The organism is Aliirhizobium wenxiniae (genome assembly GCF_014201355.1).
In the GTDB taxonomy this organism is placed as follows: Bacteria; Pseudomonadota; Alphaproteobacteria; order Rhizobiales; family Rhizobiaceae; genus Neorhizobium; species Neorhizobium wenxiniae.
The window spans coordinates 443,999-461,504 of sequence record NZ_JACHEG010000003.1; the positions used below are offsets into that span (position 1 = coordinate 443,999).

Annotated in this window: 13 protein-coding genes; 1 reads left to right on the plus strand and 12 read right to left on the minus strand. The window is 59.7% G+C overall.

Annotated elements, in window-relative coordinates; genetic code table 11:
* Window positions 1-33 precede the first annotated feature (33 nt).
* The 11 genes from HNQ72_RS17475 to HNQ72_RS17525 form a co-directional block, all read right to left on the minus strand.
* Window positions 34-2,433: an ATP-binding protein gene (locus HNQ72_RS17475; protein WP_183993648.1), complete on the minus strand. Its 2,400-nt coding sequence runs from the start codon at window positions 2,431-2,433 to the stop codon at window positions 34-36.
* A 397-nt stretch (window positions 2,434-2,830) separates the two neighbouring features.
* Window positions 2,831-3,568 (minus strand): GntR family transcriptional regulator, encoded by a 738-nt coding sequence (locus HNQ72_RS17480; RefSeq protein ID WP_244654525.1) that lies wholly within the window; start codon window positions 3,566-3,568, stop codon window positions 2,831-2,833.
* Between the two features lie 86 nt (window positions 3,569-3,654).
* A complete protein-coding gene (locus HNQ72_RS17485) occupies window positions 3,655-4,893 on the minus strand; it encodes a Zn-dependent hydrolase (RefSeq protein ID WP_183993650.1) in 1,239 nt (412 codons plus the stop codon).
* Window positions 4,894-4,957: 64 nt separating this feature from the next.
* A complete protein-coding gene (locus HNQ72_RS17490; protein WP_244654526.1) occupies window positions 4,958-6,292 on the minus strand; it encodes an aspartate aminotransferase family protein in 1,335 nt (444 codons plus the stop codon).
* Between the two features lie 21 nt (window positions 6,293-6,313).
* Entirely contained in the window at window positions 6,314-7,381 is a 1,068-nt protein-coding gene (locus HNQ72_RS17495; RefSeq protein ID WP_183993652.1) for a phosphotransferase, read from the minus strand.
* A gap of 69 nt (window positions 7,382-7,450) precedes the next feature.
* On the minus strand, window positions 7,451-8,878 hold the full coding sequence (locus tag HNQ72_RS17500; RefSeq protein WP_183993654.1) for an amidase: 1,428 nt from the start codon (window positions 8,876-8,878) through the stop codon (window positions 7,451-7,453).
* Between the two features lie 18 nt (window positions 8,879-8,896).
* A complete protein-coding gene (locus tag HNQ72_RS17505; protein ID WP_183993656.1) occupies window positions 8,897-10,249 on the minus strand; it encodes an aspartate aminotransferase family protein in 1,353 nt (450 codons plus the stop codon).
* Between the two features lie 53 nt (window positions 10,250-10,302).
* Window positions 10,303-12,006, minus strand: coding sequence for an ABC transporter ATP-binding protein (locus tag HNQ72_RS17510; protein WP_183993659.1), 1,704 nt, complete (start codon window positions 12,004-12,006; stop codon window positions 10,303-10,305).
* 2 nt (window positions 12,007-12,008) lie between these two features.
* Window positions 12,009-12,848: an ABC transporter permease gene (locus HNQ72_RS17515; RefSeq protein ID WP_183993661.1), complete on the minus strand. Its 840-nt coding sequence runs from the start codon at window positions 12,846-12,848 to the stop codon at window positions 12,009-12,011.
* Window positions 12,845-13,816: an ABC transporter permease gene (locus HNQ72_RS17520; protein WP_183993663.1), complete on the minus strand. Its 972-nt coding sequence runs from the start codon at window positions 13,814-13,816 to the stop codon at window positions 12,845-12,847. Before HNQ72_RS17520 ends, HNQ72_RS17515 begins: the two co-directional genes overlap by 4 nt.
* Window positions 13,817-13,888: 72 nt before the next feature.
* A complete protein-coding gene (locus tag HNQ72_RS17525) occupies window positions 13,889-15,436 on the minus strand; it encodes an ABC transporter substrate-binding protein (protein WP_183993665.1) in 1,548 nt (515 codons plus the stop codon).
* 258 nt (window positions 15,437-15,694) lie between these two features.
* Here HNQ72_RS17525 and HNQ72_RS17530 point away from each other — a divergent pair, with 258 nt between their 5' ends.
* The gene (locus HNQ72_RS17530) at window positions 15,695-16,642 is read left to right on the plus strand and encodes a 2-hydroxyacid dehydrogenase (RefSeq protein WP_183993667.1); all 948 of its coding nucleotides are present in this window, start codon (window positions 15,695-15,697) and stop codon (window positions 16,640-16,642) included.
* On the opposite strand, the gene HNQ72_RS17535 is transcribed toward HNQ72_RS17530, so the two are convergent.
* Entirely contained in the window at window positions 16,636-17,394 is a 759-nt protein-coding gene (locus tag HNQ72_RS17535) for a GntR family transcriptional regulator (protein WP_183993669.1), read from the minus strand. The genes HNQ72_RS17530 and HNQ72_RS17535 overlap by 7 nt on opposite strands.
* Window positions 17,395-17,506: the final 112 nt, after the last annotated feature.

Below are 17,506 nucleotides of genomic sequence, written 5' to 3' on the forward strand. Positions count from 1 at the left end.
CTCCGTTTCAGACCTTTCGGCATTCGGCCGATATCAACCTGGGCTTCCCGAGAACGAGGCCTCCGTTCCGCTTTTGGGTTGCCCCTGCGCGAGCGGAAGATCGAACTCGAAGCTCGCTCCTCCCCCTGCTTGATTGGTCACCGTCAATTCGCCGCCCATGGCCTCAACCGCCGATCGACAGATCTGTAGTCCCATACCGATGCCGGACGATTTCGTGGTGAAGAACGGGTCGAAGAGCTTCTCGATATGCTCATCGGCGATACCCGGCCCGGTGTCTGCCACGCGGACCCTGACTGTGGTCTGCTTCTCGACAAACCCGAGTGTAATGCGGCGCTCCGTTATCTGGCCGCGCATGGCGTCAACCGCATTGTTTATCAAGTTCACAAGGACCTGCTGAAGCTCGACGGGGTCGGCTATGACCGATGATAACGTGTTCGAGCAGACAATCTCCATTTCGACATCAGCCCGCTTCAAATCATGATCGATTAGATCGCGGGTTTCCGATGCCAGACGGAAGAGATCGATCAGCTTCCCTGTTCGCCCCCGAGCAACAAGGTTTTCGCGGGTTCGTTGGACGATACCAGCCACCCGTTGGGCGTTCTTCTCAACACGCTGAAGGATACGGTCCACGGCCTCCATACCGGGACCCTCCCGGGCGAGAAGGCGCAATCCAGTCCGCGCATCTATCACCATGGCGGATATGGGCTGGTTCAATTCATGCGCGATCGACGCCGAGAAAGCGCCAACCGTCGCAATTCGATTGGCACGGGCCAGTTCGGCTTGTGCAGCTTGACGCATCTGCTCGATACGCTCTTGGTCCGAGAGATCGACGTGGCTGGAGAGATGCAGCCCGTCGGATAGCCTGGTAACAGTGAAGTAGACGGGAATCCGCTTACCGTTCTTGCCGACGAGCACAGTCCGGCCGTCGATATGGTCGGCACCGTAGTAGTACATCTCAAGCTGGCGCAGCAGGACCTCGGAGCCGTCTTCGGCATTCTGGGAGGGAGGGTTCGCAACGAGATCGGCAACGCTATCATACCCCATCATCCGGGCGAGAGCCCGATTGACGCGAGTGGTTTTTATTGCACCTAGCGTCCGCTCCAATTCCTCCGGATTCACGGTCATGTAGGCGCGGAGATCTGTCACTCCCGCCGCCTTTATCTTGTCGAGCATCACCTCGGCCGCGCTGAAATCCATTTCGGCAAAGGTCATGTTGCTGACATCGAACAGCCCGGCGTAGCGGCGCTCGGTGCGTAAGAGCTCAGACGTACGCTCCTCGACGCGTTGCTCTAGGGTTTCATTGAGATCGCGCACCTTTTGGTGTGAAGTGACCTCGTCGTGGATATCGGAAACACCCCCGTAGTAACGGATATCGTCGGAGCCATCCGTTGGGCGGACCGGGCGGCCCACAACGGACATCCAACGGTAGCTTCCGTCCGCATGACGCAGTCGGAAGCTAGCGCGCAACTCCGAACGCGAGGCGAATGCCTGCCCTACCAGACGCGAGTAGTCCTCGCGGTCATCTGGGTGGATGTCATCGACAAAGTCTTGGCGATCAAGGGCCAATTCCACGTCGCGGCCCGTAACCTCGGCGTACCTGCGATTGAAAAAGTCGATATTCCCCAACGCGTCGGCACGCCAGAGAATTTGTGGAACGGAATCCGTGAAATTTATCAATTCGGTGCGACTAATTTCAAGTTCACTCCGGACCCGTTCAAGCTCTTGCTTCGCCACGACTTCATCGTGAACATCGGAAAGGCCACCGAACCGCTCAACCTGCTCGGTTAGCGGAGAGTATGCGGGATTGTCGTAGATCTGCATCCAACGATAGGATCCGTCGCTCTGTCGAACGCGCACCTTGAGGTCTGTTGTCGTACGGGTCGCTACAGCTTTCGATACGGTCTCAACAAGCGATGGCATATCGTCTGGATGCACCACGTCATTGTAGCGTTGGCCTTCGAGTACCGACCAGCGATCCAGTCCGGTTACAGCAGTCCAGCTGGCGTTGAGATACTCGATCTCGCCGCGAGGGTTTGAGCGCCAAAGGACAAATGGCACAGAGTTGGCAAAGAGTTCCACTTCTGAACGGCTTCGCTCGAGTTCCACTTTTGTGGCCACCAGCCGCTTGCGGCTGATCAGAAGTGCCCCCGTAACGCCAATCGCTATGCAAGCGAAAATACAACGCATTGCACTCGATGCTGTTGGATCATCGCGATGGACGATAATCCAGGAGAGCAGTGTGAGCCCGATGCAAAGCTCTGCGGCCCGCGTAACGTCTTTGCCTGTACCTGCAGCCGAGACAATGACAAGTACGGCAAGATACAGGACCGCGACCGAGGAATCGAAGTCTGTTACGGAATCGAAAGTGAAGACCAGTCCGGCAAGAACTACGGCAGCGACGAGAAGTAAGGGTCGTTTTAGTTTCTCGTCCATGAAACGCGGCCCCCTCGCGCACGTAGTTCCAATCGGCCATCTCTAGCGCACACATCGGATGAACTTGTTTCAGTCGCCAAGCTATCGCAAACTACATCATCAAAAATCTACAGGAAACCGTTGTCATTCCAATCTTCGGGAATGTCCGAGGTCCACCTTTTGCTGCTCCACCCCTCGCGCCTGCTACCCGTCCGAGCGGCACTCACCTGAACGCAGCGCGGGGATGTAGTTGGACCGCCGCTTCACGCCGAAGAATTCTGGCAGGAGGAAAGCCTGCCCGCCGCCAGATCCGTGGCAGAGCCCTCACCCGACTGAATGCAACGGAACCCCACTTGTCGCCATTGCTAACGACATCGTGCATCGTGGCTGGATGCGGAGCCTTTCTCGGGCGCCCGGTTCACACGTCCGAAAGAGCGTTGAGCATGACGATATCGTCCTCACCGGTGATGATATCGGCATCAGCCTGCAGGACATATTCGACAACGGCATTTATACCGCCCAGATGTTCCTTGAGCAGCCTTGCTGCCTCGTTTTCGTCATGCACCTTGATCGCGGCATAGAGCGCCACATGCTCATCCAGGACCTCTTCAAAATAACCGATCTTCGGAAATGCCTGCCGTCGTACGCGATCGAGCTGCCCCGTCGCGTTGTGGATTGTCTGCCAGACATTCGGAAAACCAGCGATGCGGCACAGGAGACGATGAAACTCGTTGTCGACCTTGAAAGCCTCATCGATGTCTCGTCGTTTGGCCGCTTCCTGCTGGCGGAAGATCAGCAGATCGAGGTCCTTCTCGTGGACGGGATCGAAATTGCGGGCTGCAAGGCGCACTGTGCGCATTTCTAGGCTGGAACGTATCAGATGCCCCTCGATCACCTTGCGCATGGCGATCTTGTTGACGAACGTGCCGCCACTCGGAACGATATTGACCAGACCTTCCTGCGCCAGTCTCAACAAGGCTTCCCGCATCGGCGTTCGGGAAATGCCAAGCTCAGCGCAGGTCTCCTTTTCGTTCAGCGTTTCGCCGGGCGCCAGCTTCATGGTGATGATGGCATCGCGGATGACATTATACGCCCAGACAGCCTTGGGCTGGCCTGCCCCCATGTCTTCCAATGCAAGTTTAGCGTGTGAATTCACTCAGCGCCTCGTTCGCTCGCTTTACGTGTTTTAGCTTCCTTACATTATAAGCAGTTGCTTTCGTCGGCATAAAGAGGGCGCGGGCATCATGCTTCGTTCGCCGCGATCATCGCCATTTCCAGAAGCACTTTCGCTCCCGCTGTCACCTGATCGGGCTCGCACCATTCCTTTTCGCTATGCGAAATGCCTTGCCTGCAGGGCACGAAGATGATCGCCGTCTGGCAGAGATGGGTCATCGACAGCGCATCATGCGAGGTCAGTGTCGGCAGCATCATCGATGTGTAGCCCAGTCGTTTCGCAACTTCGAGAACCTGCCCGGCAAGCTCCGGTGAAAGGTCGAGCCGCTGACGATAGTGCGAGGTCGTGGCATTAATAGCCAGCCCCGTCTCTCCGGCGATCCGCCTGGCCGCAGCCTCGATGCGATCGATGATCTTTGCCCTCCCCTCTTCCGTCGCATGAACGGCGACATAGGAAAGCTTGGTCAGATGCGGAATGTTCACGCGGTTGTTCGGCCAGTTACGGATCACCGTGGCGCTGACCATCCCCGCTGGTTCGTTCTCGGCTCCGATAGCCTCGATTTCGAGGATCAATTTCGCCGCAGCAACAAGCGCGTTGCGCCGTGTCGACATTGCAGCCGTCTGCGAATGGCCATTCTCGCCGCTGATATCGATGAACCCGCTGCAACCCCATGAACTGTTGGATACGGCAGCGATCATCGCGCCGGCTTTTTCCATCTCCGGCCCCTGTTCGATATGCAGTTCGAGATATTTATGCACCGCCCGCCCGCCGACCGGCAAGGATCCGGCATAACCGATCCGGGCAAGCTCGTCGCCCAGAATCGCACCACCGTCGTCCTTGCGGGACAGGGCATCTTCCAGGGCCAAGAGCCCGGCGAAGATGCCGGACCCCATCACGCCCGGCTGAAAGCGTGCGCCTTCCTCATTGGTGAAGTTTGCGATCTCGATCGCCCGTTTTGTCGTAACGCCAGCGGCATTCAGCGCGCGTACGACTGTGATCCCGGCAAGCACACCCAGAACCCCATCGAACTTGCCGCCCGGCATCTGCGTGTCGAGATGGCTGCCGATCATCAGCGGCGGCAGGGATGGATCGCTCCCCTCCCGGCGTGCGAACATGTTGCCAATCGCATCGACAGTCACTGCCAGCCCGGCCTCCTCCGCCCAGTAACGGAAGAGGTTGCGTCCTTCGCGATCCGCATCCGAAAGTGCCGGCCGGAAACTGCCGCCGCCTTGGGTCGCGCCGATCGCACCCATCGTCATGATATCTGCCCAGAGACGTTCGGCATTGATTTCCGGCGAGGTGGTCATGGTCTATCCTTTGACATTGGCTGGCAAACACGCAGGGATTGGCAGGGAGGCGAGACGGATGCAGTCACTGCGTCTCGTGCAGCACCTCTTCGAGGGTCTTGAGGAAGATGTCCGCGTGATCTTTGCCAAATGGCAGCGGGGGGCGGATCTTCAGCGTGTTGCCATGAATGCCGGCGGCACTGATCAGCACGCGACGCTCGCGCATGCGGTTGACGACGGCAAGCGAACGCTGTCCGTCCGGGGCGCGGCTCTGGCGGTCCTTGACGAATTCCAACCCGAGGAAGAGGCCTGCGCCGCGAACGTCGCCGATGCAATCGAAATGCTGCTGCAGCTTGCGCATCCCTTCCAGCATGTAGTTGCCGGTCGAAAGCGCGTTGCCCATCAGGTCTTCGTCATGGATGACGTCGAGCACGGCATTGGCTGCGGCGATCGACACATGATTGGCGCCGAACGTGTTGAAATAGCGGATGTCCTTGCCGAAGCGTTCCTGTACCTCGCCCTTCATCACCGCCGCCGCGATCGGCAGACCATTGCCCATCGGCTTGCCCATTACGGCGATGTCGGGAACGATGCCGTGACGCATGAAGCCCCACATATGCGAGCCGGTGCGACCAAAACCCGGCTGCACTTCGTCGGCGATATAGAGCGCACCGGCTTCATGCACCACATCCAGCGTTTTCTTCAGGAAGCCGGCCGGCTCGGAAAAAATGCCGTCGGTCGAAAAGATGCTGTCGGCGATGAATGCTGCCGGCTTGATGCCATGGCGCTGCATGAAGGCGATCGCCTTGGAAACTTCTTGCGCAAACGTCTCGCCGACATCCTTGCCATCGGCGCGATAGGCATCAGGTGCCGGCACGGTGATCACATGCATGCCGAGCGGCATGTTCGGCCCGAGTGACGGCGAGATGGCGGCCGCCGCCGCCGTCGTGCCGTGATAGGCATTCTCGGTGATGATGATGCCGGTTCCGCCCGTGTAGTAACAGGCCAGCCGCATGGCGAGATCGACCGCCTCGCTGCCGGTGCAGCAATACATCACCCGGTTCATCTCGTTGGGAAAGGTTGCCAGCAGCTTCTCGGAATAATCGAGGATCTTTTCGTCCAGATAACGCGTATGCGTATTCAGCACCGCAGCCTGTTCGGCAATCGCGGCGACCACGCGCGGATGGCAATGGCCGACCGAGGGCACGTTGTTGTAGGTGTCGAGATAGGCGTTTCCATCCGGATCATAGAGCCAGACGCCCTCACCGCGCACCAGATGCAACGGATTTTCGTAAAACAGCCGATAGGATGGGCCGAGCATCGCCTGGCGCCGTTCGATCATCGAACGCTCGCGCTCCGGCAGGCTGCTGAGGCGCGACGCATCGAAACCGTTGATCATCGTGGTGGCTGGCTTGTTCATGTCTCTCTCCCCCTTGGGATGCTATAGGCGGCAAGCGGCTGTCAGATGCGCGATTGCGTCGTCTCTTGAAATTGCATCGAGCCGGGCAAACTGCGCCCAGACCGTAGGACTGTTGCGTGTGTAGAGTTCCCGATGTTCCGGAAACAGTTTCGCGCGCCATTCCGGTATCGCGAGCCGCATCAGCATGCGCGTGACGACAGCCGGATAAAGCAGCGCAATCTCTTCGTCGGAAAGCGTCTTTTCTGTCGCATAACCTTTCAGGAAATCGCACATCGCCTCAACCGGATCTTCGGCATCGCCCATCTGGTAGGCGGCGCCCACTGCGACGTCGAACAGCAGCGGCGCATGCACCATGTCGCCGAAATCGATGATGCCGCTGATCGTGTCCGGATCTTCCTCGCTAACGAGGATATTCTCCATATTGAAGTCATTGTGGATCACCTGCGCCGGCAGTTCCGCCATGCGCGGCACGATCAGGTTTTCGAAATCGTCCATGGCGCGTTCGAGCCGCGCGCGTTGCGCCGCGTCATCGAATGCCGAGAAGAGATCGCGGATACCGGCGGCATGTTTCATGTCCCAGGTGATGCGATGGCTCGCGGCCTCATGGGTGAAACCTTCAAGCGCCTTCTGCATCCGCCCGAGCAGCAGGCCGACACGGTAGCGCTGCAGCGCCGAATGCGGTTGCGATTTCTGCGATATGCCGGGAGCGAAGGTGACCATGCGCACGCCACGCGTGCCGCCCTCGTCATCGGTCATGCGGAAATCCGCCTCGCCGTCCAGCGTGCGGATGATCCGCTGGATCGGAATGCCGGGATCGGCAGCTTCCACATGCAGGAGCGCCTGGCTGTGCATGCTCGTCATCGCCGGGTTTTCGGCCGGATTGAGCACCTTGAAGAGATATTCCGCTCCGTCGTCGAGCGTCAGCCGGTAGTTGCTATCCTTCTCGCCCCAAAGCCATTCGGCCTTGCCGGTAAGGCCGTATTTTTCCCGCGCAATGCGCTCGGCCTGATCCGGAGGCACGGCAGTCGCACCCGTCTTCAGCTCTGCGCCAAGCCCGCTTGCCGCCCCTTGGCTTGCCGTGGAGGCCATGTTCCCATCCCGATTCTGCTGTTGTTTGTTATGGTGCGGAAACCGGGGCCTCCGCACCTCTTTTATGGTTCAGGCGACCCGCGGTGCGCTCAGAACCTCTTCCGGATACGCCGCCTGATAGGCAGCCGCCAGCGCCAGCACGATATCGTCGCGATAGCGCGGGCCGACGAACTGCAACCCGATCGGCAGACCACCGGCATCGAAACCGCAGGGAACCGACACGGCTGGCTGTCCGGTCATGTTGAACGGATAGGTAAAAGGCGACCAGTCGGACCAGTCCTTGCCTTCGATCCCACCCGGAAAATCGACACCGGCCTCGATTGCGGTTGTCGGCATGGTCGGCAGCATCAGCGCGTCATATTTTTCGTGGAACAGCGCCATCGTCACCTTGAGATCGGCCCTGACCTGCTCGGCGATGACGTAATCGATAGCCGAATAGGCCTTGCCCTTTTCGTAGATGCCGATCAGGCCCGGATCCATCAGCTTCTTCTGCTCGTCCGTGGGATTGACCATCTCGACGGTACGGGCTTCGGCCGCATACCAGAGTGCCAGAAGCGCATCCTGAGGATTGGAGAAGCCGGGATCGACCTCTTCGATGATCGCCCCCATATCGGCCAGACGCTTGGCGGCCCGTTCGACGGCGGCGGCGACATCCGGCTGCACCTCGGCATAACCGAGATTGCGGCTATAGCCGATCTTCATGCCCTTGACGGTGGCGGCCTTGGCCCCTTCAAGCCAGTTCGGAACCGGCGTCGGGCAATAGCCGTAAAGTGCCTTCGGCGTTGGCCCGGTCGTTGCATTCATGAACAGGGCGGCGTCTTCGACGGTCCGCGTCAGCGGACCGCGATGGGCAAGTTCGAACAGTGTCGTTGCCGTATCAGCCGGGATCCAGCCATAGGTCGGCTTGATACCGAACGTACCGGAAAACGAGGCCGGGATGCGGATGGAGCCCGCACCGTCGGACCCCTCATGCAGAACGCCCATGTTAAGCGCTGCTGCAACGGCAGCGCCGCCGGACGAGCCGCCCGAGGCGCGATCGGTGCGCCAGGGGTTGAGCGTATTGCCGAAAGCGGGGCCATGAGTGACACCCTTCCAGCCAAATTCTGGCGATGTCGTCGTGCCGAGAATGGTGACACCCGCAGCACGAAGGCGTTCCATGATCAGGAACTCCTTCTCCGAAGGGCTCGTGGCGCCGAGCGCCGAGCCGCGCCGCCACGGAATACCCTTGACCGGCGTCAGCTCCTTGATCGTCGTCGGCGCACCGTCGATGGGCGAAAGCGGTTCGCCCTTCTTCCAGCGTGCCTCGGAGGCCTTCGCCTCGGCCAGCGCCAGTTCCGGCACGACATAGGCGAAAGCGTTGACGCTCGGATTGAATTTTTCGATCCGTGCGAGCGAGGCTTTCGTGGCTTCGACCGGAGAGGCCTTGCCCGTTGCGAACAGCTCGGAAAGCTGTGCCGCGGTCATTTCGCCAAGATCGGTCTTTTCCATCATGTTCATGATCTCAATCCTTGATGCTTAGGCGTGTGCGGCCTGAACCGTGTCGAGCGCGCGGGCAACGGCGCCGAACATGTCGTCGATCTGCTCGGCGGTGATGATCAGCGGCGGGCAGAAGCAGATGGCTTCACCGATATTGCGGATGATCAGGCCTTCGTCCTGGCAAGCGGCAGCAATTGCTGCGGCTGCATCACCGGCATTGGCATCCGCCCACGGCTTGATTTCCAGCGCGCCGAGCAGGCCGATACCACGTGAGGAATGCGCCAGCGGATGCTTGGCAAGTTCCGCCAGACCACCGAGGAACTTCTCTTCCAGACGTGCCGCATTGCCGACCAGATCCCGCTCCTGGATGATCTTCAGGTTTTCAAGACCGACGGCGGTTGCAACCGGATGACCGGAAGCGGTGAAACCGTGGCCGAACACGCCGATACGGTCGCTCTCATCGGCGATCGGCTGATAGAAATGATCGTTCATGATGATCGCCGAAAGCGGCATGTAGGATGACGAGATCTGCTTCGACACGACGAGTACGTCCGGCTCGATGCCGAGCGTCTCGCAGGCGAACATCTTGCCGGTACGGCCGAAGCCGCAAATGACTTCGTCGGCAACAAGAAGGATGTCGTATTTCTTCAGGATCGCCTGAACGCCGGCCCAGTATCCATCCGAAGGCATCAGCACGCCACCGGCGCCCATCACAGGCTCGCCCCAGAAGGCGGCGATCGTTTCCGCGCCTTCCTTCAGGATCAGGTCTTCCAGATCCTTGAGCATGCGCTTGGTGAAATCAGCTTCGCTTTCGCCTTCCAGGCCGAAATGCACATAGGACGGGCAGGACGTATGAACCATCCGGTCGAGCGGCAGGTCGAAGCTTTCATGGTTGCGCGGCAGGCCGGTGATCGAGCCGGCGGCGATCGTCACGCCGTGATAGCCCTTGATGCGGCCGATGATCTTCTTCTTGTCCTTCTTGCCGAGCGCGTTGGAGCGGTACCATACCATCTTGCAGGCGAGGTCGTTTGCTTCGGAACCGGAGGAGGTGAAATGCACCTTCGACATCGGCACCGGCGCGATCTTGACCAGCATCTCGGCCAGATCGATCGACGGTCCATGCGTCTTGTAGGAGAAGCTGTGGTAATAGGGCAGCTTCTCCATCTGCGCCTTGGCGACTTCCGCCAGACGCTTTTCACCGAAGCCGAGCGCGACCGACCAGAGACCGGCGAGACCTTCGATGTAGCGCTTGCCGGTATTGTCGGTGACATAGATGCCGTCACCGCTCTCGATGACGAGACCACCGGATTTTTCGTATTTCCGAAGGTTGACCATCGGATGCATCTGATAGGCCATGTCGCGGGCTTCGACCGAGTTCGGCATAATCGTCATGTGCAGCTCCATAAGCGGGCCCTGTTGCCCAGATTGGTTGATATCCGACGGGTTCAAGCCGTCATCAGCGCTTCCTTTGCCCGACCGGGAATGGCCTCGATCAAGCTCTTCGTGTAGGGGTGCCGGGGCGTGTCGAATATCTCGCTGCCGGTACCGAGTTCGACGACCTCACCCTTCTGCATCACCATCACGCGGTCGCAAATCTTGGCGGCAACGCGCAGGTCGTGGGTGATGAAGACGACGGAGAGGTTGAGGTCTTTCTTGAGCTGGCCCAGCAGTTCCAGAACCTGCGCCTGGATCGAAACGTCGAGTGCGGACACCGCCTCGTCGGCGATAATGATCTCGGGTTCGAGCGCCAGCGCCCGTGCAATGCCGATACGCTGCCGTTGACCGCCGGAAAATTCGTGCGGAAAGCGGTTAGTACCTTTGGGATCGAGACCGACCATCTCCATCAGTTCGGCGGCGCGGGCCAGCGCCTTCTTTTCGTTCTCGCCATAGGCGATCGGTCCCGAGGCGATGATGCGCCCGACCTTTTCGCGCGGATTGAGTGAAGAATACGGGTCCTGGAAGATCATCTGCATACGCCGGCGCATGGCGCGCAGCTCCTCGCCCTTCAGATGCGCCATGTCCTGACCGCCGAGCAGAACGCGGCCGCTCTCGGGATCCTGCAGCCGCACGAGGCAGCGCCCGACCGAGGATTTTCCGGATCCGCTTTCACCGACAATGCCCAGCGTCTCGCCACGGCCGAGCGTGAAGGACACGTCCTTGACGGCATGAACCTCACGGGCCTTGGAGAACAACCCGCCGCCCATGCGATAGATTTTCGACAGCTTCTCGACGGCAAGCAACGGCTCGCGGGCGTCGACACGCGCCAGCCCTTCACCGGGACGCGGGATCGCAGCGATCAGTTTCTTCGTATAGGGGTGCTGCGGCGAAAACAGCACTTCTTCGGCCGTACCTTGCTCGACGATGCGCCCGAGCTGCATCACCGTCACATAATCGGCGATCTCGGCAACAACGCCGAAATCGTGGGTAATGAACATTACCGCCATGTTGCGCTCCTTCTGGAGCCTGGCGATGAGCTTCAGGATCTGCGCCTGGGTCGTCACGTCGAGCGCCGTTGTCGGCTCGTCGGCGATCAGCACTTCCGGCTCGAGCGCCAGCGCCATGGCGATCATCACCCGTTGGCGCTGGCCACCGGAGAGCTGGAACGGATAGCTGTCTGCCGCCCGCGGCGGATCGGGCAGGCCGACCTCTGTCAGAAGCGACAGCGCCTTTTGCCTGCGCTCCTTTGGCGTCAGCAGGCCATGCGCCTCGAACACTTCCTCGATCTGCGCGGAGACCTTCATCAGGGGGTTCAGCGCCGACATCGGCTCCTGGAAGATCATCGCCACGCGGCGACCACGAATGGCGTAAAGTGCATCTGCCGGCATGGTGATCAGATCGGTAGCGCCAAGCAGGATACGCCCCTGCGCCACGCGCACCGTATCGGGAAGAAGCCCCATCAGCGCATTGGCCGACATGGACTTGCCCGAGCCGCTCTCACCGACCACGCACAGCATCTCGCCGGGAAAGAGCTTGAAGCTGACGCGGTCGACCGCATAGGGGCGATCCGCGCCGTCCGGAAGTGCGATGCTCAGCCTGTCGATATGAACGACCGGTTCGCCCCGCCCCTCCTCCTTCAGCGCACCCGGATGTATGACGGCGGCAGCGGTTTCGTCGGATGTCACGGCATTGGTGTCGATAGTATCTGCCATGGTTACCTCCCCTTGCGCGCAAGGCGCGGGTTGAGGGCGTCGTTCAGCCCTTCGCCGACGAGATTGAGCGCCAGCACGGTCAGAAGGATTGCAAGGCCGGGGAAGAAGCTCACCCACCAGGCCTGACGGATCACCGTGCGGCCGGCGCCGATGATATAGCCCCAGGACATGATGTTGCGGTCGCCAAGCCCCAGGAACGACAGCGAACTCTCGATCAGGATCGCCGCTGCCACCATCATTGAGGCCAGCACGATGATCGGCGAGAGCGTGTTCGGCAGGATCTGCCGCCAGATGATCGTCGAATGCGTCTGGCCGGAAAGTACGGCGGCCTCGACGAATTCACGCGACCGGAGCGACATCACCTCGCCGCGCAGAAGGCGCGCCACCGGCGGCCAGGAGACTACGGCAATCGAGATGACGATCGAATAGATGCTCGGCTGGAAGATCGCTACCAAGACCACAGCCAGCGCGAAACTCGGCACGCTCTGGAAAAATTCGGTGAACCGCATCAGCAGGTCATCGACCCAACCGCCGAAATAACCAGCGATGGCACCGATCGGAATACCGATCAGCAGCGAAACGACGGTCGAAACGAGTCCGACCAGAAGCGACACCCGCGCACCATGGGCAAGGCCTGCTGCAAGATCGCGTCCCATCGGATCGGTGCCGAGCACGAAGGCATCCATGGTGAAAGGCGGAATGAACGGTCGCTGCACCATAGCCCAGGGCGACTTGGTGTAGATGAACGGAGCGACGATCGACAGAACGACGACCAGAAGCAGGATGACCAGACCAACGACGGCGCCGCGGTTCTGCGAAAAACGTTTCCAGAAGTCCTTCATGACGCCACCTTGATGCGCGGATCGACGAGGCGGTAAAGCACGTCGGTGATGAGGTTGAAGAGCAGCACCATCGCGGCCGAGACGACAAAGACGCCGAGCAGCAGATTGTAGTCACGCTGCGAGAGGGCATCGAACATCAACCGGCCGATGCCCGGCCAGGCGAATACCGTCTCGATCAGCACCGCGCCGCCGACCAATTGCCCGGCCTGCAGGCCGGCAAGCGTCACTACCGGCAGAAGCGCATTGCGCAGCACATGCCGGTGCTGGATGACGCCGGGACGCAAACCCTTGGCCTTGGCGGTCTTGACGAAATCGAGCCTGCCGACTTCCAGCATCGAGGCGCGGGTCATGCGGGCATAGACGGCCATGAAGAACAGCCCAAGCGTCATCGCTGGCAGGATCAGGTGCAGGAAGATATCCAACGCGCGGGCAAGGCCGGTGTAATTGGCGCCTACAGTTTCGTAACCGAAGCCGGGCAACCAGCCGAGCTGGACGGAAAACAGAAGCACGCCCATCAGCGCCAGCCAGAAGAGCGGCGTCGCATAAAAGATTAGGGCGACCAGCGAGATAATCGTATCGGCCCACTTTCCCTGGCGTGCAGAGGCAAAGGCACCGGCCGCAACACCAAGGCCGAGCGAGATTACGAAGGCGGAAAGGGAAAGTAGCAGTGTTGCCGGAAGACGCTCGCCGATCAGCTGCAGCACCGGCAACTGCTGGCGATAGGAATAACCGAGATCGAGCTGGACCACCGAGGAAACATAGATCCAGAGCTGCACATAAAGCGGCTTGTCGAGGCCAAAACGTTCTCTGAGCTGTTGCAGGAAAGCAGGATCGGCATCACCCGCTTCGCCCGCCATGACCGCTGCCGGATCGCCCGGTGCGGCATGGATGAGGAAGAAATTGAGCACGGTGATACAGATCAGGATCACGACTGCCTTCAGCAGCCGCCCCGAGATGAATCTCAGCATGAGCATGGCTCCGACTAGATTTTTCAGGTCAGGAATGGGCCAGGCGGAGACGTGTCTCCGCCTGATATCGACTTATTTCTTGATCCAGGCGTCGCGCATGGATTCCGGCAGGCCGGAGGCGGTCGTCACGATATCCTGAACCTTGCAGTTGTAGATCGTCGGGAAACCGAGCTCGAGCAGCCAGGCGACCGGAACGTCTTCCTGAAGCTTCTTCTGCGCCTGGTCGTAGAGTTCCTGACGCTTGGACGCCGGATAGGCGACGGCGGCCTCGTCGAACAGCTTGTCGAGTTCCGGATTGGAATATCCCTCGACATTGTTGAACGGGTTGCCCTTGGCGATCTGCGAAGTCTTGTAGTTCCGGTCCACGCCGATTGCCGGGTCACCATTCTGGTAGAGATAGGTGAAGGCGATATCGTATTCCCAGTTGGATGTACGCTGGTTCCAGCCGGCGACATCGGCCGCTTCGATTTCGATCGGAATGCCGACCTCTTCGAGGTTCTGCTTCACGGCTTCCGCCCAGCGCTGCCAGGTCTCGCCATAGGGAAGCGGCAGGAGCTTCAGCGGCTTTCCGTCATAGCCGATTTCCTTGAGCAGTCCCTTGGCCTTGTCGACATCATGCGGGTACTGCGGCTCGACGTCCTTGTAGAAGGGAAGTTTTGACGACAGCGGCCCGGTCGCAACCTTGCCGTAACCGTTCCACAGGACGTCCTTGGCGAATTCGCGGTCGAGCGCGTACATCACCGCCTGACGGAACTTCACATTGTCCATCGGCGGCTTGCGGTTGTTGAGCCATAGCCAGGAGAGCGGTGCGAAATATTCCCAGCCCTTTTCTGTCGTGCAGGTATTGGGCAGATCCTTCAGCCGCGGGATGTCGAAATTCTCGACCGAGCCGCCCGGCACCACGTCGATATTGCCGGTCTCGAATGCGACCGAACGCGATGCGCCGTCCGGAATGACCTGATAATACAGCTCGTCGAGATAGGGCTTGCCCTTCACATAATAGTCAGGGTTCTTGACGAGATGGATGTAGCTGCCGCGCTTCCATTCGTCGAACTTGAACGGGCCGGTGCCGATCGGCTTGTCGTTGGCCGGATTGGTGGCGTAGTCGGTGCCTTCATAGATATGCTTGGGCAGAACCGGCATCGTGTAGAAGGCAAGGCCGCGGATGAAGGCTTCGAAAGGCTCCTTCAGCTTGAACACGACGGTCTTGTCGTCCGGTGCCGTGACGCTTTCCACGTGGGTCATCAGGTTGCGATGACGCGGCTGCATCTTCATCAGGTAGTCATTGGCGGAAAACAGCACGTCGGCCGAGGTCATCGGCTTGCCGTCATGCCACTTCACGCCATCCTGCAGCGCGAACGTGTAGGTCAGACCGTCATCAGAAACCGTCCAGGATTTGGCGAGCGACGGCTCGGGCTTGAGGTTCTCGTCATAGCGCAACAGGCTCTCGTAGATATTGCCACCGACAAGCAGAGCCGGGCCGTTGGTGGTGGTACCGATCATGATGCTTGGCGGTTCGGGTTGAACGATAAGGTTCAGTTTGCCACCTGGTACGGCTTGGGCAAATGCCGCTGTCGTCGTCATGAAAAGAGCTAGGGATGCAGAAATCAGTCGTCGCATGAAGTTCCCCTTATGGATTTTCGTTTGCGTGCAGACATCACTTCGCGATCGTATCAGGTAAACAATATACCGATATATCGATACATCATCTTGACTCCGGCCTTTAGCACCTGTCAAGCAAGGCGGGTGATTTTTTGCATAAAACTTAAACTCGAAAATCGCCCGCACAAAAAATAATCAGCATGCAAAAAATCGTGACGCCACATGCTTTGAAGACAGACAAGCAGCAGCAATGAGGTCCCGACTAAGATGGAATTGATGAGCCGGACGGACACAAAGATCCCTCACATCGCGCTGGTCAGCAGCACGCTCGATCTCACCTTTCTGAAAACCGCATTCGAGACGTCAGGCCTGAATGTGCGGTTGAGCATCTACCCCGAGCCCGACTTCGAGAGCGCCGATGTCGCCGTAGCCTGGAACCCGCCGCATGGGCTTCTGGCTGAAATGCCGAACGTGAAAATGGTCCACAGCATTGCCGCGGGCCTGGACAACATCTTCGCCGACCCGAACCTCCCGCCCGTCCCCGTCTGCCGCGTCGTCGACAGCCAGCATGCGCTTGGCATGGCGGAATATGCGATCTGGTCCGTGCTGCTGTTCCACCGGGAGATGGACCGACACCTGCAAAACGCTACACACAAACGCTGGGAGCGCCCGGCACAGAAAGCAGCACAGGATTACACCGTCGGCATATTGGGCTTCGGCGCAATCGGACGAACTGTCGGACGCAGCCTGCGCGCTCTAAACTACAATGTTCGCGGATGGGCACGCTCACAAAAGGAAGAAGCGGGGATCGCCACCTATTGCGGCGACGGGCAGTTGCCGGATTTCCTCTCCGGCTGCGATGCGCTGATCTGCCTGCTTCCACTCACCGATGCCACCCGTGGCATACTCAATACCGGTCTGTTTGCCCACCTGCCGCAGGGTGCCGCGATCATTAACATGGGGCGTGGCGAGCACATGGTGGAGGCCGATCTTCTGGCTGCGATCGACGCAGGCCACCTGCGTGGCGCGGTCCTCGATGTCTTCCTCAAGGAGCCGCTGCCCGAAGAAAGCCCGTTATGGAGCCATCCCAAAATCTTCGCGACGCCGCATATCGCATCCATGCCCAATCCGGGCGATGTCGCAGCGCAGATTTTCGAGAATACCACAAGAGTTCTGGCGGGACGGGAGCCGCTCAATTCCGGCAGCCGTGAAAGCGGCTATTGAGCCGCAGGCGCCAGCATCACTTCCAGCGTCGACAGATCGAAGCCGGGCTCCTGCACGATCAGGCCCGGTCGATCCGCAAAGACATATTCGACGACTGCGGCGATATCATCGAGATGCCGCCGCAACAATTCATGGGCGCGATCGGCATCGCCAGCCCTGATTGCGTCGTAAATGGCCCGGTGTTCCTGTTCGACCTCATCGAAATAGCCTGAGCGCGGGATAGCGAAGCGCCTTATCCTGTCAAGCTGCCCCGTCGCATTATGAATAGTCTGCCAGACATCCGGGAAACCGGCCATCGCGCAAATAAGTCGATGAAAGTCATTGTCGACCGCAAAGGACTGGTCGTAGTCCTGACGCTTGGCCGCATCCCCCTGCAGGAACATCAGAAGGTCGAAATCCCGGTCCCGAACGGCGTCATAGGAACGCGCCGCAATCCGCACCATCCGCAGTTCCAGGCTGGAGCGGATGAGATGCCCTTCGATCACGCCCCGTAGCGAGATGCTGTTGACGAAAGTGCCGCCGCTCGGCACCACATTGACCAGCCCCTCCTGCGCAAGCCGCAACACCGCCTCGCGCATCGGAGTGCGTGACACGCCGAGCTCGGCGCAGGTTTCCTTCTCGCTGATCGTCGCGCCCGGCTCCATCTTCATCGTGATGATCGCATGGCGGATGTAGTTATAGGCCGTCAGCGCCTTGGGCTGAGCGGCGGCATTCGCCTGCAGGAAGTCGGACTGCTGCAAACGCGTGTTCATGTCGGCCCTCCTCCCATGATGGTCTTCAGCTAGCGCCATACCGATATATCGCGACTTCTCCCTAGCCTCTTCTCCAGCGTTTGCAAGGAATATCGTCAGTTCCTGCGCGCAA